We start from the raw sequence: 21492 nt of genomic DNA on the forward strand, positions 1-21492 counted from the left end.
GGTCACGCTCCGTCCGGCCGGTGCGTGCGGCCCCTGACGAAGACGGATCCCATCAAAGACAGCGTCGTCAGTGCTCAAGCGAGTCATCCGCCAAGGGCCACAACCATCATCACTGTGCTCAAGGTGTTCGGTGGGTGTCGCGTTGGGCTCGTGTCGATCGTGGCGGTTGGCTGGGGATGGTTGATCGGGGCTCAAGGTGGCCGACCCGCGCGGTGGAGGTGCGGGGTTCGTGGGTGTGGATGACAGGATGGGGCGGGTGACCGACGAACGGATTGTGGGGACGCCGCACGGGGAAGCGCGGATCGTGGCGCACCGGGCTCGGCGGCCGGTGGCGACGTTGGCGCTCGGTCATGGGGCCGGTGGGGGGATCGAGGCGCCTGATCTGGCGGCGCTGGCGGCGCGATTGCCGAAGCAGGACATCAACGTCTTTCTGATCGAGCAGCCGTGGCGACGGGCGGGTAAGAAGCTTGCGCCGGCGCCGAAGATCCTGGACGAGGCGTGGATCGCGATCGTCGGGCAGTTGCGGATCCGCACGCCGCTGGTGATCGGTGGCCGGAGTGCGGGTGCGCGGGTGGCTTGCCGGACCGCGAGCAGTCTTGGGGCATCCGGCGTACTGGCGTTGGCGTTTCCGCTGCACGCTCCGGGGAAGCCGGAGAAGTCGCGGGTGGCCGAGTTGCAGGGTGCCGGGCTGCCGACGTTCGTCGTACAGGGGGAGCGGGACACGTTCGGCACACCTGACGAATTTCCGCCGCTGACCGAGATGGCCGTCGTACCGGATGCCGACCACTCCTTCAAGGTGCCGAAGAAGGCTGAGCTCAGCCAGGACGAGTCCTACGACCTTCTGGTCGAAGCTGTGTTCGAGTGGGTCGTCCGGGAAGTGTCCGGATAGTGGTCGCCCGCTAGGCGGGAATTACCCCGCTACCGGGCGTGTTGTGATCAGCATGACGGCAACGACGGTGGCTCCGGCGCGGAAGACTGGACAGAGCACTAGGTTGGCCCCGGTATTCTCGATCACGATGCCGACACCGACCACGACCGAGACACCCGAGCAGCGGACCGCGCGCTTCGAGCGCGAGGCGCTGCCGTTCCTCGACCAGATGTACGCCGCCGCGATGCGGATGACCCGGAATCCGGCCGACGCCGAGGACCTGGTCCAGGACACCTTCGCGAAGGCCTACAGCTCGTTCCACCAGTTCACGCCCGGTACCAACCTGAAGGCGTGGCTGTACCGGATCCTGACCAACACGTTCATCAACGGCTACCGCAAGCGGCAGCGCCAGCCCACGCAGTCACCGACCGAGGAGATCGAGGACTGGCAGCTCACCGCCGCCGAGTCCCACACCCCCGGCGGCCTGAAGTCGGCCGAGGCGGTCGCGCTCGAGCATCTGCCCGACTCCGACGTGAAGTCGGCGCTGCAGTCGATCCCCGAGGACTTCCGGCTGGCCGTCTACCTGGCCGATGTCGAGGGCTTTGCCTACAAGGAGATCGCCGACATCATGGGTACGCCGGTCGGCACCGTGATGTCACGCCTGCACCGTGGCCGGCGCCAGCTGCGCGAACTGCTGGCCGACTACGCCCGCGACCGCGGCCTGATCGCCGCCACGGACGACGAAGCGACCGCGAAGAAGGAGGAGTCGTGAGCTGCGGCGAGGACCACGACGTCGACTGCAACGAGATCCTCCAGCGGGTCTACGTCTTCATCGACAACGAGATCGAAGGCGCCAGCACCGAGGAGATCCGTCAGCACCTCGAGGAATGCGCCCCCTGCCTCGACGAGTACGACCTCGAACGCTGCATCAAGAAACTGGTCCACCGCTCCTGCGGCTCCGACCACGCCCCCGACGCCCTCCGCCAGAAAATCCTCCTCCGCCTCACCCAGATCCAGGTAGAAACAACAATCATCACCACCGACTGACGGTTGCGTCAGCTGAGCTGGTTGTTGTCCACGGTGTAGGTGTACGGGCTGCCGCGCTGGGCGAGCTGAAGAAGCTCCTGCGCGGTGGACTCGAGTCGCGGCGATATCCCTTGCAGGACGGGCATTGCGGACTTGAGGTAGGAGAGGGCGGCGGCGTGGTCGCCCTCGGCGGCGCTGACCTTCGCGTGTTCCAGCAGGAACGCGCCTTCGCGGAGGCGGTGCTTGCGAATCAGCGCCATGCCGGAGTCGATGCTCTCGTGAGCCTGCCGGTACTTTCCTTGCGCCGCGTACAGCGCGGCGAGGCACTGCCAGCCCTGCGACTCGACGTCGTCGTTGCCGAGCTTCTTGCCGGCCTCGATGCACTTCAGCAGCGGTTCCTCGGCGTCGTCGAGGCGTCCGACCAGCAGGTGTGAGAAGCCGGTGTTGAGGTTCCGCTTGCCGATGGACCGAAGATCGCCGGTCTCCTCGGCGAGCCGCACGCCGTACCGGAACGCCTCATCGGCTCGGACGTAGTCTCCGTGCCGGTCGTAGAGTCCACCGAGCGCGACCCGGGTCACCCCTTCGACAGTCTTGTCGCCGATCTCCTGGCTCAGCCGCAGGGCCTCGTTGCCGAGCTCGAGTGCCTTGTCCAGCCGATCGAGCCGGCCGAGGACGTGGGTGACCGAGGACGCACACCGGGCCTGTCCGCGCAGATCGCCGATCGCCCGGAACATGTCGAGAGCCTTCAGCAGAATGGGGACGCTGTCCTCGAGGCTGCCGTTCTCCACTTCCGGGATGGCCGTGTCGTGCTGCAGCCAGGCCGCCATACTGCCCAGCCCGTTCTTCTCGGCCAATTCGGCGACACCGCGATGCATGTCACGCATCTCGACCCAGCGCGACCGCGACTCGTGGTACCCGAACAGGGCCAGGATCAGTTCCGGGATCAACGGTGAATCGGCCAGCGTCGAGCCGAGGGCCTGCTGCCACCGGTCCACGACGTTTTGGTGCTCGGTATCAAGCCAGTCCAGCGACTTGACCACGTCGTTGACAGTCGGTGGCGGCGTATGCGCGATGGTGGCGAACGCGAGCCGCGGACTGGTGCGGTGGGTCAGCGCCTGACAGGCCCAGGCGAAGCCGACGTAGAAACGCAGGATGCGCTCGAGCGCGGCGTCCCGCTCGGCGGACGTCAGCGTCTCCTCGGCAAGCTCGCGAGCGTAGGCACGAATCAGGTCGTGCAGGCGATAACGCTCAGGAGCCAGGGACTCCAGCAGATTGAGGTCGGCGAGACGCTCCAGCAGTGCGTCGGCCTTCCGAGCCGGTACGTCGAGTAGTCGGGCGACGACCGGGGTTCGCAGGTCCGAGCCGTCGGGGATGCTGAGCAGCGGAAGTGCACGTACGGCGTCCCGGTCGAGCGGGCGGTCGCTGGTCTGCAGGAAGTCGAACGAGCTGGCGATATTGGCCCGGACCCCGGTCTCGTCCGAGCCCAGGCTGTCCAGCCGATGGTCCTCGTCCTCGAGGAGGTCGACCAGGTGCTGAATCGGCCAGTTCGGCCGGGCGGCCAGCCGGCCACCGATGAGCCGCACCGCCAGCGGTAGCCGGCCGGTGAAGGCCGCCAGCACCTCGGCGGCCTTGGGCTCGGCAGCGACCCGGCTCCGCCCGACGACGCCGGCCAGCAACGCCACCGACTCCGATTCCGACAGGGCGTCGAGTCGGACCTGACGCGCGCCGGGAAGGTTCGCCAGCGAACCACGGCTGGTGATGATCGCCGAACTCCCGGGACTGCCCGGAAGCAACGGCATCACGTGCTGCACATCGGCCGCGTTGTCCAGGAACAGCAGGAACCGGCGCCCGGTCAACTGTGAACGCAACAAGGCCGCGGCTTCCTCGACCTCGTCGGGAATGAGCTGCAGTTCCACACCGAGAGAGCGCAGCAGGTTGCGCAACGCATCCGCGGTCGACATCGGCTGCCCAGGGCCATATCCGCGAAGATTCACATAAAGATGACCGTCGGGATAACTCGCGACCAACTTGTGCGCGGCATGCACGGCCAGCGTCGTCTTCCCGATACCGCCCATTCCGGTGACCGCCACCAGCCCGACCGCCGTACTGTCCATTCCCTCGGGCAGCCGCAGAACATCCAGAATTGCCTCGATCTGGGCAGTTCGGCCGGTGAAGTCGGAGACCGCCGGTGGCAGCTGCCACGGCATCGGCAGCACCTCACCCGCCGGAACCGCCTCCGCATCGGGCTCGGCCGAGGGGCTCTTGCCCCGCGCAACGGCCAGGAACTCGGCGGCTTCGGCCTTGTCCAGGCGAAGCACCTTGATGAGCGCGCGGATGGTGTCGATGCGGGGGCGGCGGCGGGTGCCGCGCTCCAGGACGCTGATGGCCTGGTCGCTCAATCCGGCCTTGGCCGCAAGTGCGGCCTGGGTCAGTCCGGCGCGTCCCCGGTACTTGCGCAGTAGATCACTCAAGCTCTCGCCGGTCAGCTGACCCACCTCCCTCCTGCAATCAGCCCACTCCTGGGTGACGGCCAGGGCGGGTGGTCCGGGGCTAACAATAGGAGTCCCCGCCGACGGTTCGCTGGAGTTATCCACACCCGGGTCGCCGAGGGCTCTCCGAGGTCGGCTGTAGGCCTCTCACGTTTCCGCACGATTTCGTGCAAAAGAATAGCCCAACAGGCGTTTGAAGATCGCTTTCGGTATGCGTGTGGAGACGCTCCGAATACAGGACCTCTGTGAAAGGTGGTCTGGCCTGCGTTGTGACCAAATTGCAAAGACCCCGGCTTGGGGCCGGGGTCCTCGCTTTGCGTAGTCGCCTGGGGTCAGGCGTTGGGGCGCTTACCGTGGTTCGCGCCCTTCTTCTTGCGCGCACGACGCTTGCGGCCAGTCTTGCCCATTTCAAAGCCTCCTAGAAACAACTGCAAAGAGTCACAGTCTCTCATACCACCCCCAGTTGATCGTGTCCGGCGGTGGGTCACGGTCTGGCTTACAGTGTTTCGGCGCAGCCTGTATGAGCAAAATTCAGACGAGTCAGCGACGTGCTGTCTAGCCCCCCTGTCCCCATCGTCGATGCGGACAAGACTGCGACCGCTGATCGGAGGTGACGTTTCATGTTTGGTGCTGACGGTTGGGAGTGGTGAAGGTTAGAGTTCAGCGGTGAACAGCCGCTGGCCACTTCGCCTGACAGTGGCGATATGCACGGCCCTCGCCGTGCTGGTTGTCGTGGTTGCGTTGTTCCAGACTCGCGTCGATGTGCCGACCGTGACGCTGGGTCTCCTACTGCTCATGAGCGCTGTGTTGCGTTCGCGGATGGGTCCGGTTCGGGCCGTCCTCGATCACGTGGTGTGTATTGCTCTTCTCTTGTTGTCAGGGCCTGCGGCCACCGTCGTTGTCGCCGTTCTGTTGCCCTTGACACAAGATCGTCGGTTGCCCTTGATGCGGCGGGTTTTCAATGGCGCGCAGGCTGTTCTGTGCGCCACTGCCGCCGGATTCGTGTACGTCACCACGGGCGGCGTCCGTGGCGATGCCGTGTTGGACGCACCGGGCCACGCTACGGTTTCCGGCTTCGCCGCAATTGTGGCCTGGCTGACAGTGAATGCCGCCTTGATGTGTCTGGTGCTGTGGCTGGACGGGAGTGGCCCCACGCCGCTCGCCTTCCTCCGGAAGGTCGCCGGCGCCAGCGCGCTGCCGATGACCGGCTATGGCCTCCTCGGGATCCTGCTGGCCGTGGTCTGGATCGGCGGCCTCGGCCCGATCTCGGTACTGCTGGTCCTTGTCCCGCTGGTCGTCGCCAGGTGGGCACTGTCGCTCTACGAAGCGGAACGTAACGCTCAGGCCGCGACGATGCGCGCGTTCATCCAGGTCATCGAGACCAAGGATCTCTATACCCGCGGCCATTCGGAGCGGGTCAGCGAAGGCGTCGGGATGCTCGGCCGGCATCTCCAGCTCAACGAGGACCGGCAACTCGCCCTCGAGCACGCCGGACTACTGCACGATGTCGGCAAGGTCGGCGTACCGACGCGCATCATCCAGAAGCCCGGACGCCTGGACGACTCCGAGATGGACGCGATCCGGCTCCACCCCGCGCGGGGTGTCGAGCTGATCGGCAACATCCCGTTCCTCGAGGAGGTCAAGTCCGCGGTCCTGCATCACCACGAGAAGTACGACGGGTCCGGCTACCCGGCCGGGCTGAGCGGAACCAACATCCCGTACTTCGCCCGGATCATCGGCATCGTGGACGCGTTCGACTGTCTCACCTCGACTCGCTCCTACCGTCCGGCGCGCAGTGTCGAGGAGACGTTGCAGATTCTCCTGCAGGATCGCTACACCCACTTCGATCCTCAGCTGGTCGACTCCTTCGTCGAGGTCATCCGCCGGGACGGCTGGAAGGCGGCCGCTGCGGATCAGCCGGCCCCCGACGAAACAGTCCAGGCAGCGATAGACCACGACGATCTCAGCCTCGGTAGTGGTGGCGGCGCTTCGGGGTCCGCGGCTGGACCGGAGGCGTAGATGGTCACGTCGGAGCGAGTGGAGATGCGCCGGCTGGGCAGTGGCGCCGTGATCGTCGTGTCGGGCGGGCTGCTGGGCCTCACAGCCCTCGCTCTGACGGTTCGCAACGGCGTGACCGAATGGCCGTACGCCTTGACGTTCGCGCTCCTGATCGCCATCGGCGAGATGGTGCAGTTCCGGGTCGACCGGAGCCGCAACCGCGCGCCGATCGCGACCAGCGCGGCGCTGGGGTATGTGTTGCTGCGCCCGCCGGAGGTCTCCATCCCTCCTGACCTCGCGCAGGTCGTTGCGGTCGCCGGCCTCGCGACCCTGGTCGGAATTCTTCCCCGAATGTTGGCCGGCCTTCGCTGGGACCTGGTGGTGTCGTCGCGGCGGGTGCTGTCGGTGGCCGCCGCGGCTGCGGTCTTCATCGCGGTGACTCCGTCCGATCTGTACTGGGACGGCACTTGGCTTTCAGGGATCGCTCTGACCGGGGCGATGCTGCTGGCGGTTCTCACCGCTGCCGTGATGGACGCCCTGGTCGGCGCCGGGCAGGCCACCGAGAAGTTCAATCAGCCCTTCCCGGCAGCTCTGCGGGACGAGGTGGTGATCGCGGCGCGGATCGGGATGGCGATGGCGATCAGCGGGATCCTGCTGGCGATCAGCACGTCGCTGCTGGGGCTCTGGGGCCCGCCGCTCGTGGTTGTTCCACTGCTGCTCACTCAGTTCGCCTTCCGCCGGTTCGCCTCGGCCCAGCGGACGTACCGAACCACGGTGCGTTCGATGTCGCGAAGTACGGAGATCGCAGGCTTCAGCAGTCCCGGACAGAACGGCCGGACTTCCCAGCTGGCAGTTGCCATGGGCTACGACCTTGGTCTGACGCCGGCCCGCATCGAGGCGTTGGAGTACGCCGCTTTGTTGTCTGGGGTGGGGCAGTTGGCGTTGGCGGATCCTAGTCCGGGTGGGGCGAGTTTGCTCAGGACTCGGGAGGAGCGGCAGCGGGCGGCGGAGATTGGGGCTTCGGTGATTGAGCGGTCGGGGGTGCTGGATCATGTGGCGGAGATTGTGCGGCACTCCAATGATCCTTATCGGCATGGGCGGGCCAATAACGCGGAGATTCCGGTGGAGAGCGGGATTGTGAATGTGGCGTTGGCTTATGAGCAGTTGGTGGGGGAAGGCGGCGGGCAGTCGCCGGACAAGGCGATGGAGTCGATCGGGTTGGGGATCGGGGCGGAGTACGACCCAGTGGTGGTCGACTCACTCCGTCGGGTGATCGGGCGTGGATTCCGGTTCTGAACGACGGCGGATCCGGATGGCTGGGTTCGCTCTTGAGGGTTCCAGGTCGTCCCAGGCGGGGGCCATGTCGGTGGCTACTCGGCCGGAGCCGCCCATGCCGGTGTAGAGCAGCAGGCCTGCGCCGGCGGCTATCAGGATGTCGCCGGGGCTGACGGCTTGGCCCAGGCCGGGGAGGGCTACCGGTACGACGTCGCCCAGCCAGGGCCACGTGGTTGTGGCGGTGACGAGTTCGTGGCGCGGGCCGGCGACCTGAGGAGACAGGCCTGCTCGGGTCAGGGCGGCGGCTGAGACGGGCATGGCGCCGTTCAGGGCTACTACGGCGGCGTTGGAGAAGAAGCCCAGGGCCAGGAGGCCTACGCCGGGCTGGCGCAGGTTCTCGCGGAGGAAGACTGCTATGCAGACCGCGGAGCCGATCAGGCCTACGGGGTACGCCGTACCGCCGAAGAGGGAGCCCAGGAGTTGGCCGATGGCGGCTGCGGCCAGCCAGTGCAGGCCGGTCAGGGCGTGGTCGGCCAGCCGACCAAGGCGTCCGCCCGTGGCGAGCGCCGCGAGGGCGGCGAGCGCCATGACGAGGAGGACCAGCAACACGCTCGCGATTCTGCCGCCCCTACAGCCCGAATTCGGGCAAGCTGACCGCGCAGCGTGTCGATATGGTGGCAAAACGTAACGTAAGGACAAAGAAAGCGGCGGCCCAGCAAAGGGCCGCCGCCGGGGAACAGCTAGGACTTGGCCGGAGCCGCGCCGTCTTCGTCGAGCAGGTCGGGCAGGTCGTGTACGCCGGGGTCACCGCGGTCGGCGGTGTAGTCCGACACGTGGGTGGAGTCCTCGCCGGCCGAGACCTTGAGGGCCCGGAAGACCAGCGTCAGCACGATGACGATGACCAGGTTGAGCGCGAACGCGACCAGGCCGATGTACGCCGTGGTGTCGGTGAACGGGATGTTCGTGACCGAGCCGCCGAAGTGTTTCTTGGTCGCCGGGTTCACCACGTTGTAGGCCTCGATGGTGCCGTAGACCATCGCGACCGCCCAGCCAGCCAGCAGCGCCCACTTGTGGAACCAGCGGGTGAACAGGCCGACCACGATCGCCGGGAACGTCTGCAGGATCCAGATACCGCCCAGCAACTGCAGGTTGAGCGAGATCGTCTTGTCCATCCCGAGCACGAACACCAGCGCGCCGAACTTCACCAGCAGCGAGGCCAGCTTGGAGACCTTGGCCTCCTGGGCCGGCGAGGCGTCCTTCTTCAGGAACTCCTTGTAGATGTTGCGGGTGAACAGGTTCGCTGCCGCGATCGACATGATCGCCGCCGGCACCAGCGCGCCGACCGCGATGGCCGCGAACGCGATGCCCGCGAACCAGGATGGGAACTCCTGGTCGAACAGCCGCGGGATCGCCAGCTGCGGGTTCGGCAGCCCGTCGAGGCCGGTGATGTTGACGTTCGCCTTGATGGCCATGAAGCCCAGCAGCGCGAGCAGACCGAGCAGCAGCGAGTACGCCGGCAGGATCGCAGCGTTCCGCCGTACGACGTTGCGGCTCTTGGTGGACAGCACCGCGGTCACCGAGTGCGGGTACATGAACAGCGCGAGCGCCGAACCCAGCGCCAGCGTCCAGTACGCCGAGTGCCCAGTCACGCCGGGGATGAACGAGCCGACCGGCTTGCCGGTGGCCGGGTTCGGCGTGGTCAACTTCTTCTCGGCCGCACCGAAGATGGCCTCCCAGCCGCCGAGTGCGTGCGGCAGGTAAATGACTGCGACACCGATCACCAGGTAGATCAGGCCGTCCTTGACGAACGCGATCATCGCCGGTGCCCGCAGACCCGAGGAGTACGTGTACGCCGCGAGGACGGCGAACGCGATCAGCAGCGGCAGGTCCTTGGCCAGCAGGTTGTCGCCGCCGAGACCCATCGTCTCGAAGACGGCCTGCATGCCGACCAGCTGCAGCGCGATGTACGGCATGGTGGCCAGGATGCCGGTCAGGGCTACCGCCAGCGACAGCCAGCGGCTGCCGTAGCGCCCGCGGACGAAGTCGGCCGGGGTCACATAGCCGTGCCGGTGCGAGACCGACCAGAGCCGTGCCATGAAGACGAAGATCAGTGGGTAGACCACGATCGTGTACGGCACCGCGAAGAAGCCGGTGACGGCTCCGGTGGCGTACATCGCGGCCGGTACGGCGATGAACGTGTACGCCGTGTAGAGGTCGCCGCCGAGCAGGAACCAGGTGATGAAGGTGCCGAAGCCGCGGCCACCCAGACCCCATTCATCCAGGTTGTCCATCGAGGCGGCGGCCCGCCAGCGGGACGCCATGAAGCCCATCACCGTGACGGCGACGAAGATCAGGACGACGACGATCAACTGCACCCAGTCGACTGAGTGGTTCACTGCTCTGCCCCCTTCGCCGGCTTGTCCGGGTCACCGAGACCCTGGGCAGCCCGTCGTTTGCGCTCCTCGCCCATCACCAGCTTGTAGGCGATCCCCACGGTGAACACCGACAGGACGACCCAGAGCAGCTGGTACCAGTAGAAGAACGGGAAACCCCACAGTCGCGGCTCGGCCTTGGCATAGGACGAGACGATGAGCGGGGCGACGATCGTGGCCGCCAGTAGTACACCGGCGATCCAGTACGCGGGTTTCACCGCGGACAATCGGGACACTGCGAACCTCCTCGGGACAGAGCGGGCGCAACGGAGCACGCTACCGTTTCGTCCGGACAAGCGACTAGAGGTTCGGGGTGGAGCGTGGATAACGAAAAGGCATGGCTGGTACGCCGGATCGTGCTGTCCGTACTCTTCGTGGTGATCGTTGCCGTCCCGCTGTATCCGGAACTGTACGGTCTTGACGAGGTGACGCCGTTCGCCCAGCTGGTCGCATTCCGGCCGCAGGGGCTGGTCCTGGTGTTCGTACTGGCCCTGCTGATGCTCATCCGCAAGGGCTGGCGCCTGGCGGCCGGACTGGTCGCCGTACTGGCTCTGATCGGTGCTGGGCTGACTCTGCCGCGGGTGACGAGTGATCCGAAGCCTCCGGCGGCCGACACCCGGGTGCTGACCATCATGGTCGCCAACGTGCTGGGTGGCGGTGCCAGCGCCGGTGCGGTCGCGGAGCTCATCCGGGAGCGCAAACCGGACCTGGTGTCGTTGCCGGAGGCACAGGTCGATGTCCGCGAGGAGATCCGGGCACAGCTCGAGGACCTGAAGTACGCCGGTTACACCGAACAGCCCACCAGAGCCGTGGAGAGCGCCACCAGCGTGCTCGTAGCGGCCTCTCTGGGCGCTGTGCAGGTCAAGCCGGACCTTCCGACCAGCTTCGGCAATCTGATGGTGACAGGCGGCAATCTGGGCGAGGTGCGGCTGGTCGCGTACCACGGCTTCCCGCCGCTGCCGGAGGACGTGCCGCCGTGGAAGCACGATCTGACGCAGCTACGGCGCTGGTGCGCGCAGGACCCGCCGACGATCGTGGCCGGTGATTTCAACGCGACCCTGGACCACGCGGACTTCCGCTGGGCACTCGCTTCGAACTGTCACAGCGTCGGACCGTCCGTGGGTGGTGGCTTCAAAGGCACCTGGCCGTCCGACCAGCCGGCCATCGCCCGGACCCAGATCGACCACGTCCTGGCCACCCGGCCGATCCAGCCGCTCCAGTTCGCGACGTACGAGATCGCCGGCACCGACCACCTCGCGGTGGTGGCAACAGTCGCAGTACCTAAGACGGATTAGTCGCCGGCCGGTAGATGTAGGGCTGTGAGCCCTGGACAGCCTCGGTCAGCATCAGCAGCAGGTCCGCACGGGCCTCGATAGGCCGTCCGAACAGTTCGTCGTCACCAGGGATCGGGAAGCCCTTCACTCCGATCGCCAGCTGGCTCAGCAGCACGTGCAGGACCCCACGGGCGTTGAAGACCGGGGGAGTCGGCCACTCCGGCAGCGTCTCGTGCATGAGCGGCTGCTGGGCCGCAGTAGCGGCGATGGGCTTCAGCCAGCGCTCCAGCTCGTCACTGGTGAGCATGTTGCGGTGCAGGATCGTCATGACCGCGTGCGCGACCCGGTCGTGCTCCTCGTGCACCCAGCGGTACTGCGTGTCCTTGACGATCCGGTCCGCCAGTACGTCGAGCAGTGCCCGAAGCACGCCGATGTCGCAGTGCCGCGACCGGGCCAGTGCGCCGATCGCATCCGCACCGTGCGCAACCGCATGCGCCCAGCCGCAGTCCGGCACGTAACCGCGCAGGTCGCGCTCGCGCAGCAGCCAGGTGGCCAGCCGGTCGCCCCAGCGCATCACCACCTCGTCGTGGACGAGGAACTCGGCGTTGTCGCGGTGGATGACCTCAGCCAGGGTCAGTGCGGTGAAGGAGCGCCGGAAGACGCTGTCCGTACCGTCCTCGCCGAGTCCGTAGGACAGTCCGGCACAGAGGCCGTCGCCGAAGCCGGGCAGCAGGTCGTCGTACACGCCGCGCTCGAGCCAGGTCGCCAAAGTGGGATAGGCCAGTGCGTCACGCACCTGCGGGTTGGTCGACGCGAGGCCGCGCACGAGCTCTTCGGTGAGGTCGTTGAGCGCACGGTCGTGAGGGACCGCATAGTCCGCGGCCATCACGTCCTGCCAGTACGTCGACTCCACCAAGATCATCCTTCCGCCCGTCTGAGATCAAACACCTGTCTACACCCATCTGTCGAGTCGTATCCCCGTCGGTAGCATCAGGGCTGTGCCGTCTTTGAGTGACGTGGCCAGAAACCACACAACACTGGACCAGGCCGACCTGGATCGCCTGCAGCTGCTCGTCTCGGACTGGCAGATGCTGGCCGACCTGTCGTTCGCCGATCTGGTCCTCTGGCTGCCCGACACCGAAGGCCTCGGATTCTGGGCCGGCGCCCAGATGCGGCCGACGACCGGACCGACGGCGTACCTGGACGACATCGTCGGCTCCTTCATCCCGCGCGGCCGCCGGCACCTGCTGGACCAGGCGTACGACGGGGGCCGGATCTGCCGCGAAGGCGACCCGGAGTGGCGCGACGACGTACCGGTGCGGGTCGAGACGATCCCCGTACGGCGGGGCTCCCGGGTGATCGCGGTGATCGCCCGGAACACGAACCTGCTCGGCGTCCGGACCCCGTCCCGGCTCGAGATCGCCTACCTGCAGAGCGCGACCGACCTGGCCCGGATGATCACCGACGGCATCTTCCCGTACGGCGGGGAGCGGCTGCTGTCCACGTCGCCCCGAGTCGGGGATGGCTGCATCAGGGTCGACCGGCACGCGATGGTGACGTTCGCCAGCCCGAACGCGTTGTCGGCGTACCGGCGGATGGGTTTGGTCACCGACCTCGTCGGCAGCCGCCTCAAGGACGTGACCGCGGAGCTCCTGCACACCGGGACCAAGGTCGACGACGTGCTCGCGACCGTGCTGACCGGACGCGCGGCGCAGGAGATCGAGATCGAGAACGCCGACGCGACCCTGTTCCTGCGGGCGATCCCGTTGCGCGCCGACGGTCAGCATGTGGGAGCGCTCATCCTCCTCAGGGATGTCACCGAGCTGCGGAGCCGGGAGCGGGAGCTGGTCACCAAAGAGGCGACCATCCGGGAGATTCATCATCGCGTCAAGAACAACTTGCAGACCGTCGCCGCGTTACTGCGGATGCAAGGCCGGCGGATCACCGTGCCGGAAGCCCAGGAGGCACTGGCCGAAGCGGTACGGCGGGTTGGGTCGATCGCCATCGTCCACGAGACGCTGTCGGAGTCGTTCGACGAGCATGTGGACTTCGACGATGTCGCGGATCGGGTCGCGGCGATGGTGGCCGACGTGTCGACCGTTGCCACTGCCGTGGAGATCCGGCGGACCGGAAGTTTTGGTGTCCTGGATTCGGACGAGGCCACGCCGCTCGCGATGGTCCTGACCGAGCTGATGCAGAATTCGGTCGAGCATGCGTTCGGCACCCGTGACGGAGAAGAAACGTCCGGAACCATTGAGCTACTGGCCGAACGTTCCGTCGGCCGGCTGCGGGTCGATGTGATCGACGACGGTCAAGGTCTGCCCGCGAACTTCGATTCCGAGCTGTCCGGAAATCTGGGGCTGTCGATCGTCCGCACCCTGGTGCTGGGTGAATTGGACGGCACGTTGGAGTTCGGCGCCCGCCGTGACGGCAAGAGCGGAACTCAAGTCACGCTGGATATTCCGGTGCCTGAATAGCGCAGTGCTGAAATGGCGAAGGCCCCGCGGATCCCGCGGGGCCTCGACGAAGAACACTCAGGCGGTGCGGATGCGCTGACGGGCGTTACGGCGCTTCAGCGCACGTCGCTCGTCCTCGCTCAGGCCGCCCCAGACACCGTGGTCCTGGCCGGCTTCCAGTGCCCACGCGAGGCACTGCTCACGCACGTCGCACCGGCGGCACACCTGCTTGGCCTCCTCGATCTGCATGATCGCGGGCCCGGTGTTGCCGATGGGGAAGAACAGTTCCGGGTCCTCATCGAGGCAAATGGCCCGGTGGCGCCAATCCATGGCGAATCCCATCTCTCTCAGTAGTGGAAGTACGCTGTCGGTTAGGTCTGTGCCCGATCAGCGGGTGCTGTACTCGTCGTACTTCTCGCGACGGAGGGGACCGTCGGGCGAGGGTCTGAATGTTCGCGGCAAGTTGTGAACGCTTTCACGAACGACTCCATGTTCCCAATCTCAGGCGTGTGAAACAAGGGTTCTGGAGTTGTCGATCAGATCACAACACTTCCTTAACACTACGAACCGGTGCGTGACGGTGCTCCCCGTCCGTTAACCGGACAGAGGCGCGAACTCGCAATCACCCGTTCACTGCAAGTAACCGATCGGACAACGCTTTGGTTACGCACAACCTCGAATCCCTGTAGGGCTGGGGTTACGCCACCCAAAACCTCGGTGCACAGCGTCTAGGCTGGCGGAGTGCCGACCGACTCCCCAGCTGCCGTAGTACCTAGAGCACTGAAGCTAGCCGCGGCGGTGGTCGCAGCGGAAGGGCTTGTGCTCGTCGTTCTCGGAATTGCCGAAGCATTTACGATTCAGGGCTCACGCCTGGTGCTCGGCCTGACCACGACAGTGTTCTTCGTGCTGTACGGCGGGGGTCTGGCCGTCGTCGCGCGCGGTCTGTCCCGGGCGTCGACGTGGAGCCGTGGACCAGCCGTGTTCGCCCAGCTGATCCAGCTCCTGATCGCCTACAGCTTCTGGGGCGGCGGCACCAAGGGGGTCGCGATCGCGCTCGCGGTGGCAGCGGCCGGCGTACTGGTCGGGGTCTTCCGCAAGGAATCCACCGAAGCCCTTGCCGACAACCCCGAGAAAGACCATCCGCCAGTCCTGTAGCGCTATTCCTTGAGCAATCCGGCCCGCAGTTCGGTCAGCGTGCGGGCCAGCAACCGGGAGACGTGCATCTGCGAGATGCCGATCTCCTCGGCGATCTGAGACTGCGTCATCCCGCGGAAAAACCGCAGTGTGAGGATCCGCTTCTCCCGCGTGTCCAGCTGGGCCAGCAAGGGTTTGAGCGACTCGCGATACTCGACGCTCTCCAGTGCTTCGTCCTCGCCACCCAGCCCGTCCAGGACCGTGGTCGCATCCGACTCGTTCTGATCGGGAGCGTCCAAAGACAAGGTGTTGTAGGCGTTTGCGGACTCGAGCCCCTCGATCACCAGGTCAGCCGGGAGGTTGAGACGCACCGCCAGCTCGGCCACGGTCGGGGCTCTACCGAGCTCCTGAGTCAGCTCGGCCGTGGCCGCGGTCAGCGACAACCGCAGCTCCTGCAGGCGCCGCGGTACCCGGATCGCCCAGCCCTTGTCCCGGAAATACCGCTTGATCTCGCCGAGAATCGTCGGTGTCGCGTACGTCGAGAACTCGACCCCGCGGTCCGAGTCGAACCGGTCGATTGCCTTGATCAGCCCGATCGTCGCGACCTGCACGAGGTCGTCGTACGGCTCACCGCGGTTGCGGAAGCGGCGGGCCAGGTGCTCGACCAGCGGCATGTGCAGCGAGACGAGGCCATCGCGGGCGGCCGTGTGATCCGGCGTACCGGCGCCAGCCGCGGCCATCGCAGCGAAGAAGGCAGCCGTCCGCGTGCGTAGATCGGAGTGGTGGTCCTGGGATTCGCCCAGGTCTCTGTCGTCTGTCACGCTTTCTCCGTGGCGGTGGCGGTAGCCGTCACGGTGATGGTCAGCCGGCCGTCGATCGTCTCGACGGCGGCGGTCTCGACCAGTGCGGTCAGCACGGTCCAGCCGAACGACGACGTGTCCGGGGTCCAGCCGGCCGGTACGACGGCGCTCGTGCGGACCGTGAGCTGCGGCGGGTCGATCGCGAAGACGCAGTCCAGCACGCCGTCCGTGGCCTGCGGCAGCAGCAGTGAACACGCCTCGTCCACGGCGATCCGCAGATCGTCGATCGCGTCCACGGTGAAGTCGTTGCGGGCCGCAAGGTTGCCCACCACCGACCGCGGTACGGCGATGTACGCACCGTCGGCCGGGATACTCAGGCGGACCTCGGCGGATTGCCCCGTGCTGCTCACTTCGTCTCCTCTGCATCGGACTGACGCCGTACATCTACCACTCTCAGCGCATTTGATGCACGGCGCCAGATCCTCAGCTGTGTTCGGACCTGAGACGTGACAAGAACGTCTTCGTCCGTTGGTGTTGCGGGTTGCCGATCACGTCGGCCGGCGGACCGGCCTCGACGACCACGCCGCCGTCCATGAAGACGACGGTGTCGGCCACCTCGCGGGCGAACGACATCTCGTGGGTGACCACGATCATCGTCATCCCGTCGGCGGCCAGTTCGCGCATCACCGACAGCACCTCGCCGACCAGTTCGGGGTCGAGCGCGGAGGTCGGCTCGTCGAACAGCATCAGCTTGGGCTGCATGGCCAGCGCTCTGGCGATCGCAACTCGTTGCTGCTGGCCACCGGACAGTTGCGCCGGGTACGCCGCAGTGCGGTCGCCGAGGCCAACTCGGTCGAGCAGCGACTGCGCCCGATCGCGGGCGGCCTTCTTCGACTCGCCCTTGACCTGGACCGGCGCCTCGATCACGTTCTGCAGCGCGGTCATGTGCGGGAACAGGTTGAACCGCTGGAAGACCATGCCGATCTCGCGCCGCTGGGCCGCGATCTCCTTGTCCTTCAGGCGATACAGCTTGCCGTCGCGGTCGGCGTACCCCATCAGGTCGTCGTCGACCCAGATCCGGCCGCCGTCGATCGTCTCGAGCTGGTTGATACAGCGCAGGAACGTCGTCTTACCCGAACCCGAAGGCCCGAGCAGGCAGACGACCTGGCCGGCGTCGACATCGAGGTCGATGCCCTTGAGCACCTCGTTGTGATGGAACGACTTGCTCACGTTGACCGCATGAACCAGTGGCATCAGGCACCCCCTGCCCCGGCCGGACGGGCAGCCCGCGGCGCCGTCGTACCGAAGCCCTTGCCGAAGTGCCGCTCGAGGAAGTACTGCCCGACCATCAGCACACTGGTCGCGGCCAGGTAGTACAGCGTCGCGGCCACCGCGATCGGGAACGTCTTGTAGTACGTCGAACCGATCGACTGCAGCTGATAGAACAGCTCGCCGATCACCGGGACGGCGAGGAGCAGCGACGTATCTTTCAGCATCGCGATCGTCTCGTTGCCGGTCGGCGGCACGATCACCCGCATCGCCTGCGGCAGCACGACCCGGCGCATCGCCTTGCCCTTGCTCATCCCGAGCGCCTCGGCGGCCTCGGCCTGGCCCTTGTCCACCGACATGATCCCGGCCCGGGCGATCTCCGCCATGTACGCCGCCTCGGACAGCCCGAGACCGATGACACCGGCAACGAGTCCGGTGAACACCTGGTTCGCGTCCAGGGTCAGGAACCGCCAGTCACCGGACATCCCGAGCCAGTCGATGATCTTCCAGTCGAACGGGATGCCGAACGCGATGCCCTGCGGGAAGAGCACACCGAGCGTGCCCATCGAGAACAGCAGCAGGTACCGCGGGATGCTGCGGAAGAACCACGTGAACAGCCAGGACACCCCGGACAGGATCGGGTTGTCCGACAACCGCATCGTCGCCAGCAGCACGCCACCGCCGACACCCACGACCATCGCCAGCACGGTGACCAGCAGTGTGCCCTTGAGGAATCCGTTGATCACCGGCGACTGGTTCATCGCCTGGAAGACGAAGCTCCAGTCGAACGCCTTGTTGGTGACCAGCAGGTGCACCAGCATCGCGGCCAGGACCGCGATCACCGCGATCGCGACCCACCGGCCCGGATGCCGCACCGGTACGGCGTTGATGGCGCCCGGCCGGACGTCCGTCGTACCGGCCGGGGTGCCGTCCGAGGTGGTCTCCGCACTCATCAGGGGTTGACCGCGAAGTCGGTGATCGCTCCCGACTCGTTGCCCCACTTGGCCAGTGCGGCCTTGTAGGAGCCGTCGGCCGCCGCCGACTTCAGCGCCTCGACGATCGCTTCCGCGAACTCGGTCTGCGCCTTCGGGATGACATAGCCGTACGGCGCGGCGTCGTAGATCTCACCGAGCTGCTCGAGCGCGCCGTTGGTCTGCTTGACCGCGTACAGCGAGATCGGGGAGTCGGCGAGCATCGCGTCGGCCTTGCCGGCCACCAGGTCGGCGGTCGCCTGGTCCTGCTTCTCGCGGACCAGCGGCTTGATCTCGGGCTTGCCGTCGGCCTTGCACTTGGCCTGGCGCTTCGGCAGGTCGTCCTCCAGCTGCGTGGTGCCCTTCTGTACGGCGACCGTCTTGCCGCAGGCGTCGTCGGGGTTGACGCCCTTCGGGTTGCCCTTCGCGGTCACCCACAGGGTGCCGGCGCTGAAGTAGCTGACCATGTTGACCTGCTGCTTGCGCTTGTCGTTGATCGTGAACGACGAGACGCCGACGTCGTACTTGCCGCTCTGGACACCGGTGATGATGGTGTCGAAGCCGGCCGGCTGCCAGTCGACGGTGACGCCGAACTTGGCCGCGACGGTGTTGAACAGGTCGACATCCATGCCGACCACGGTCTTGCCGCCCTGGAGCGACTCGTTCGGCGGGTAGCTCGCGTCGACGCCGACGACGATCTTCTTCGCCGCCGCGATCTTCGGGGGCAGCTTGCCGCTCAGGTCCGGCCCACCGCTGGTCGGCGTACTCGAGGACGCACTGTTCGGTGCACTCGGGCTCGAGCCGGAGCCAAGCGAGTCCGAACCGCATCCCGCCGCCGCCAGAACCAGAACGCCCGACAGTACGAGCGTCCTCCGCAGGACAGACATCTAGTCCTCCAATACCGGGGTGCCGGCCGGTTTCCGGCGCCGTGTGGTCCGCATCTTGACACAGGGTGATGCCCCCGACGCAGCGTCAACTCCGGAATGGAGACCTATTCGTAGCCGATGTGAACCCCACGCGTGCGGCCCGTCGACAGACCGGGCACGCAGCGTGACGAAGTACGGGTCAGAGGTCCTGGACGTGGGTGGGGTCGAGGACCCGGCGGAGGAAGAGCTGGGTGCGCTCCTGCTGCGGGTTGCCGATCACCTCGGCGGGCGGGCCCTGCTCGACGATGACGCCGCCGTCCATGAAGACCACGCGATCGGCGACCTCCCGGGCGAAGGCCATCTCGTGGGTGACGACGAGCATCGTCATCCCTTCGAGGGCGAGCTTGCGCATGACCGTGAGCACATCGCCGACGAGCTCGGGGTCGAGCGCGGATGTCGGCTCGTCGAAGAGCATCAGCGCCGGGTCCATCGACAGTGCGCGGGCAATCGCCACCCGCTGCTGCTGACCGCCGGACAGCTGTGCCGGGAACGCATCGACCTTCTCGTTCAGACCGACCCGCTCGAGGTTGGCCCGCGCGATCTTCTCGGCGTCGGCCGGCTTGCGCTTCAGGACCGTGGTCTGGGCGACCGTGCAGTTCGCCAGCACGCTCAGGTGCGGGAACAGGTTGAACTGCTGGAACACCATGCCGATCCCCGCGCGAGCGGCGTCCAGATGACAGTCCGGGTCGGTGATCTCCTCACCGCGGACGATCACCTGACCCTCCTGCGGAACCTCGAGCAGGTTGACGCAGCGCAGCAGCGTCGACTTGCCCGAACCGGACGGGCCGATCACACAGACGACCTCGCCCTGCTCGACGGTGAAGTCGATGCCGCGCAGAACGTGGTTGCTGCCAAAGGACTTGTGGAGGTTCTTGATTTCGACCAGTGCCATGTCAGCGGGCCCTCGCTGCCTTCGCCTCGAGCCGGCGGACCAGGAGGCCCAGCGGCAGGGTGATGATCAGGTAGCAGAAGCCGCAGACCACGATCGGGGTCAGGTTCGAATAGGTGTTGGCCAGGTCCCGGCCGAACCCGGTCAGCTCGTAGCCGTCGGCCGCGACACCGATCATGAAGACCAGCGACGAGTCCTTGACCAGCAGGATCAGGTCGTTGGTCAGCGGCGGCAGCACGATCCGGAAGGCCTGCGGGAGCACGATCTTGCGCAGCGCCAAACCGGACGGCATGCCCAGTGAGCGGGCCGCCTCGATCTGGCCCTTCGGAACCGCCTGGATGCCGGCCCGGATCACCTCGGCCATGTACGCCGCGGCGACGATTCCGAGCGCGAGCCAGACGACGCCGTACGGGTCCCAGGGGATCGTCATGCCCTCGAATGCCAGCGGCAGCAGGCTGAACGCGATGAAGACCACGATCGCCGGCAGGCCGCGGAAGAACTCGATGTAGGCGGTCGCGAGCCACCGGTACGGGCCGACGCTGCTGAGCCGCATCAGCGCCAGCAGCGTGCCGCCGGCCAGGCCGATCACGAAGGCGCCGGCGGTGTACTCGAGCGTCTTGATCAGTGCCTGCAGTACGCCGTCCTGGAACGTCGACTTGATGAACTCGGGCTTGAAGAAGACCGAGCCGATCTGGCCCCAGTCGGCGCTGAACAGCGCGAACAGGGCCACGCCCACGAGGACGGCGTACTGGATCAGGCGGGAGCGCTGAGCCCGCTTGCGCGGACTCAACCCTTTACGTACGACGGTGTCGGCCGGAGTACTCACTTCTTCGGCTCAACCCCGAACCACGTCTTGTAGATCTCGTTGTACTTGCCGTCGCTCTTCGCCTTGGCCAGCAGTTCGTTGAACTTGGCCACGATCTTCGGGCCGGTGCCGTCCTTCAGCGCCGCGAACCCGTACTGCTCGCCGGTGTCGAACTCGGCCACCACGGCCATGTCCGGGTTGTCCTTGACGAAGTCGTAGAGCACGCCGTTGTCGTTGATCGCGGCGTCCACCCGGCCGGACTTCACGTTGTTGCCCTGCAGGGCCAGGTCGTTGAACGGGATCACCGTGTAGCCGTTGGCGGCCGCGTTCTTGTCGGCGTAGTCCTTACCGGTGGTGTCGGCCTGGGCGCCGAGCTTCTTACCCTTCAGGTCGGCCAGACCCTTGATGCCGGAGTCCTTCTTGGCCATCAGCACCTGAGTGGCGTCCATGTACGGGTCGGTGATGCTGAGCGCGGCCTTGCGCGGCTCGTTGATCGTCATCGCGCCCATGCCGATATCGCACTTCTTCGCCTTGAAGGCGGCGCCGGAGGTGACCTGGGCCCACTCGATGTTGACCACGTCGGTCTTCAGGCCGAGGTCCTCGGCGAGCAGGTTCAGCAGGTCGACATCGAAGCCGACGACCTTGGTGCCGTCCTTGTACTGGAACGGCTTGTACGGCAGGTGGGTACAGATCGTCAGCTGGCCGGACTTCACCAGGTCGATCCCGGCAGCCTTGGCCTTGTCGCCGGATCCACCGCTGCCGGACTCGCCGCCACAGGCGGTGAGTGCGAGCGCGAGCGCCGAAACGGCGACCGCCGCGGTGATCCGGCGATGCGTACGGAGAGTGCGGACGATGTTCATCGCGATTACTCCTCGACAGG

Annotated in this window: 23 protein-coding genes; 8 read left to right on the forward strand and 15 right to left on the reverse strand. The window is 66.5% G+C overall.

Annotation, left to right across the window (positions count from 1 at the left end; all coding sequences use genetic code 11):
- The first annotated feature begins 247 nt into the window (after positions 1-247).
- From ACFTSF_RS38080 to rsrA, 3 genes are all read left to right on the forward strand, one after another.
- The gene (locus tag ACFTSF_RS38080; protein WP_344144122.1) at positions 248-889 is read left to right on the forward strand and encodes an alpha/beta family hydrolase; all 642 of its coding nucleotides are present in this window, start codon (positions 248-250) and stop codon (positions 887-889) included.
- Between the two features lie 127 nt (positions 890-1016).
- Positions 1017-1640 carry a sigma-70 family RNA polymerase sigma factor gene (locus tag ACFTSF_RS38085; RefSeq protein ID WP_344144125.1) on the forward strand — a complete coding sequence of 208 codons (624 nt, stop codon included), beginning with the start codon at positions 1017-1019 and terminating at the stop codon, positions 1638-1640.
- Positions 1637-1915: a mycothiol system anti-sigma-R factor gene (rsrA, locus tag ACFTSF_RS38090; RefSeq protein ID WP_344144127.1), complete on the forward strand. Its 279-nt coding sequence runs from the start codon at positions 1637-1639 to the stop codon at positions 1913-1915. Before ACFTSF_RS38085 ends, rsrA begins: the two co-directional genes overlap by 4 nt.
- Before the next feature lie 8 nt (positions 1916-1923).
- On the opposite strand, the gene ACFTSF_RS38095 is transcribed toward rsrA, so the two are convergent.
- Complete coding sequence (locus ACFTSF_RS38095) at positions 1924-4389, reverse strand: ATP-binding protein (protein ID WP_380160059.1); 2466 nt, start codon at positions 4387-4389, stop codon at positions 1924-1926.
- Between the two features lie 326 nt (positions 4390-4715).
- The gene (locus ACFTSF_RS38100; RefSeq protein WP_369759046.1) at positions 4716-4790 is read right to left on the reverse strand and encodes a 50S ribosomal protein bL37; all 75 of its coding nucleotides are present in this window, start codon (positions 4788-4790) and stop codon (positions 4716-4718) included.
- A 538-nt stretch (positions 4791-5328) separates the two neighbouring features.
- Between ACFTSF_RS38100 and ACFTSF_RS38105 the strand changes: the two genes are divergently transcribed.
- Positions 5329-6402 (forward strand): HD-GYP domain-containing protein, encoded by a 1074-nt coding sequence (locus ACFTSF_RS38105; RefSeq protein ID WP_380160061.1) that lies wholly within the window; start codon positions 5329-5331, stop codon positions 6400-6402.
- A complete protein-coding gene (locus ACFTSF_RS38110) occupies positions 6403-7677 on the forward strand; it encodes an HD-GYP domain-containing protein (protein ID WP_380160062.1) in 1275 nt (424 codons plus the stop codon).
- On the opposite strand, the gene ACFTSF_RS38115 is transcribed toward ACFTSF_RS38110, so the two are convergent.
- The 3 genes from ACFTSF_RS38115 to ACFTSF_RS38125 all read right to left on the reverse strand — a co-directional run bounded on the left by ACFTSF_RS38115 (position 7639) and on the right by ACFTSF_RS38125 (position 10324).
- Positions 7639-8265, reverse strand: a complete 627-nt coding sequence (locus tag ACFTSF_RS38115) for a DUF5317 domain-containing protein (RefSeq protein ID WP_380160064.1) — start codon at positions 8263-8265, stop codon at positions 7639-7641. The genes ACFTSF_RS38110 and ACFTSF_RS38115 overlap by 39 nt on opposite strands.
- 131 nt (positions 8266-8396) lie before the next feature.
- Positions 8397-9986, reverse strand: coding sequence for a monocarboxylate uptake permease MctP (gene mctP / locus ACFTSF_RS38120; protein WP_380160283.1), 1590 nt, complete (start codon positions 9984-9986; stop codon positions 8397-8399).
- A gap of 62 nt (positions 9987-10048) precedes the next feature.
- Complete coding sequence (locus ACFTSF_RS38125) at positions 10049-10324, reverse strand: DUF3311 domain-containing protein (RefSeq protein ID WP_344144140.1); 276 nt, start codon at positions 10322-10324, stop codon at positions 10049-10051.
- A gap of 84 nt (positions 10325-10408) precedes the next feature.
- Between ACFTSF_RS38125 and ACFTSF_RS38130 the strand changes: the two genes are divergently transcribed.
- On the forward strand, positions 10409-11383 hold the full coding sequence (locus tag ACFTSF_RS38130; protein WP_380160067.1) for an endonuclease/exonuclease/phosphatase family protein: 975 nt from the start codon (positions 10409-10411) through the stop codon (positions 11381-11383).
- Here ACFTSF_RS38130 and ACFTSF_RS38135 read toward each other — a convergent pair.
- Positions 11370-12275 (reverse strand): DUF2785 domain-containing protein, encoded by a 906-nt coding sequence (locus tag ACFTSF_RS38135; RefSeq protein WP_380160069.1) that lies wholly within the window; start codon positions 12273-12275, stop codon positions 11370-11372. The genes ACFTSF_RS38130 and ACFTSF_RS38135 overlap by 14 nt on opposite strands.
- Before the next feature lie 85 nt (positions 12276-12360).
- Between ACFTSF_RS38135 and ACFTSF_RS38140 the strand changes: the two genes are divergently transcribed.
- Entirely contained in the window at positions 12361-13839 is a 1479-nt protein-coding gene (locus tag ACFTSF_RS38140) for a histidine kinase N-terminal domain-containing protein (protein ID WP_344144147.1), read from the forward strand.
- A 57-nt stretch (positions 13840-13896) separates the two neighbouring features.
- Here the strand turns inward: ACFTSF_RS38140 and ACFTSF_RS38145 are convergent, their stop codons facing one another.
- Positions 13897-14148 (reverse strand): WhiB family transcriptional regulator, encoded by a 252-nt coding sequence (locus ACFTSF_RS38145; protein ID WP_132169366.1) that lies wholly within the window; start codon positions 14146-14148, stop codon positions 13897-13899.
- 411 nt (positions 14149-14559) lie between these two features.
- On the opposite strand from ACFTSF_RS38145, the gene ACFTSF_RS38150 reads away from it, so the two are divergent.
- Positions 14560-14973 (forward strand): hypothetical protein, encoded by a 414-nt coding sequence (locus ACFTSF_RS38150; RefSeq protein WP_380160071.1) that lies wholly within the window; start codon positions 14560-14562, stop codon positions 14971-14973.
- 2 nt (positions 14974-14975) lie between these two features.
- Here ACFTSF_RS38150 and ACFTSF_RS38155 read toward each other — a convergent pair whose 3' ends face one another.
- The 8 genes from ACFTSF_RS38155 to ACFTSF_RS38190 form a co-directional block, all read right to left on the reverse strand.
- Positions 14976-15773, reverse strand: a complete 798-nt coding sequence (locus ACFTSF_RS38155; protein ID WP_380160073.1) for an RNA polymerase sigma factor SigF — start codon at positions 15771-15773, stop codon at positions 14976-14978.
- Complete coding sequence (locus ACFTSF_RS38160) at positions 15770-16162, reverse strand: anti-sigma regulatory factor (RefSeq protein ID WP_344144154.1); 393 nt, start codon at positions 16160-16162, stop codon at positions 15770-15772. Before ACFTSF_RS38160 ends, ACFTSF_RS38155 begins: the two co-directional genes overlap by 4 nt.
- Positions 16163-16235: 73 nt before the next feature.
- Positions 16236-17006, reverse strand: a complete 771-nt coding sequence (locus tag ACFTSF_RS38165; RefSeq protein WP_380160075.1) for an amino acid ABC transporter ATP-binding protein — start codon at positions 17004-17006, stop codon at positions 16236-16238.
- Positions 17006-17974, reverse strand: a complete 969-nt coding sequence (locus ACFTSF_RS38170) for an amino acid ABC transporter permease (protein WP_380160077.1) — start codon at positions 17972-17974, stop codon at positions 17006-17008. Before ACFTSF_RS38170 ends, ACFTSF_RS38165 begins: the two co-directional genes overlap by 1 nt.
- A complete protein-coding gene (locus ACFTSF_RS38175) occupies positions 17974-18879 on the reverse strand; it encodes an ABC transporter substrate-binding protein (protein ID WP_344144160.1) in 906 nt (301 codons plus the stop codon). The genes ACFTSF_RS38170 and ACFTSF_RS38175 overlap by 1 nt, the downstream gene beginning before the upstream one ends.
- A 178-nt stretch (positions 18880-19057) precedes the next feature.
- The gene (locus tag ACFTSF_RS38180) at positions 19058-19810 is read right to left on the reverse strand and encodes an amino acid ABC transporter ATP-binding protein (protein WP_380160079.1); all 753 of its coding nucleotides are present in this window, start codon (positions 19808-19810) and stop codon (positions 19058-19060) included.
- A gap of 1 nt (position 19811) precedes the next feature.
- Positions 19812-20633: an amino acid ABC transporter permease gene (locus tag ACFTSF_RS38185; RefSeq protein ID WP_380160081.1), complete on the reverse strand. Its 822-nt coding sequence runs from the start codon at positions 20631-20633 to the stop codon at positions 19812-19814.
- Positions 20630-21472: a transporter substrate-binding domain-containing protein gene (locus tag ACFTSF_RS38190; RefSeq protein ID WP_380160082.1), complete on the reverse strand. Its 843-nt coding sequence runs from the start codon at positions 21470-21472 to the stop codon at positions 20630-20632. Before ACFTSF_RS38190 ends, ACFTSF_RS38185 begins: the two co-directional genes overlap by 4 nt.
- Between the last annotated feature and the right edge of the window lie 20 nt (positions 21473-21492).

The sequence above is a fragment of the Kribbella sp. NPDC056951 genome, assembly GCF_042674205.1.
GTDB lineage: Bacteria > Actinomycetota > Actinomycetes > Propionibacteriales > Kribbellaceae > Kribbella > Kribbella yunnanensis.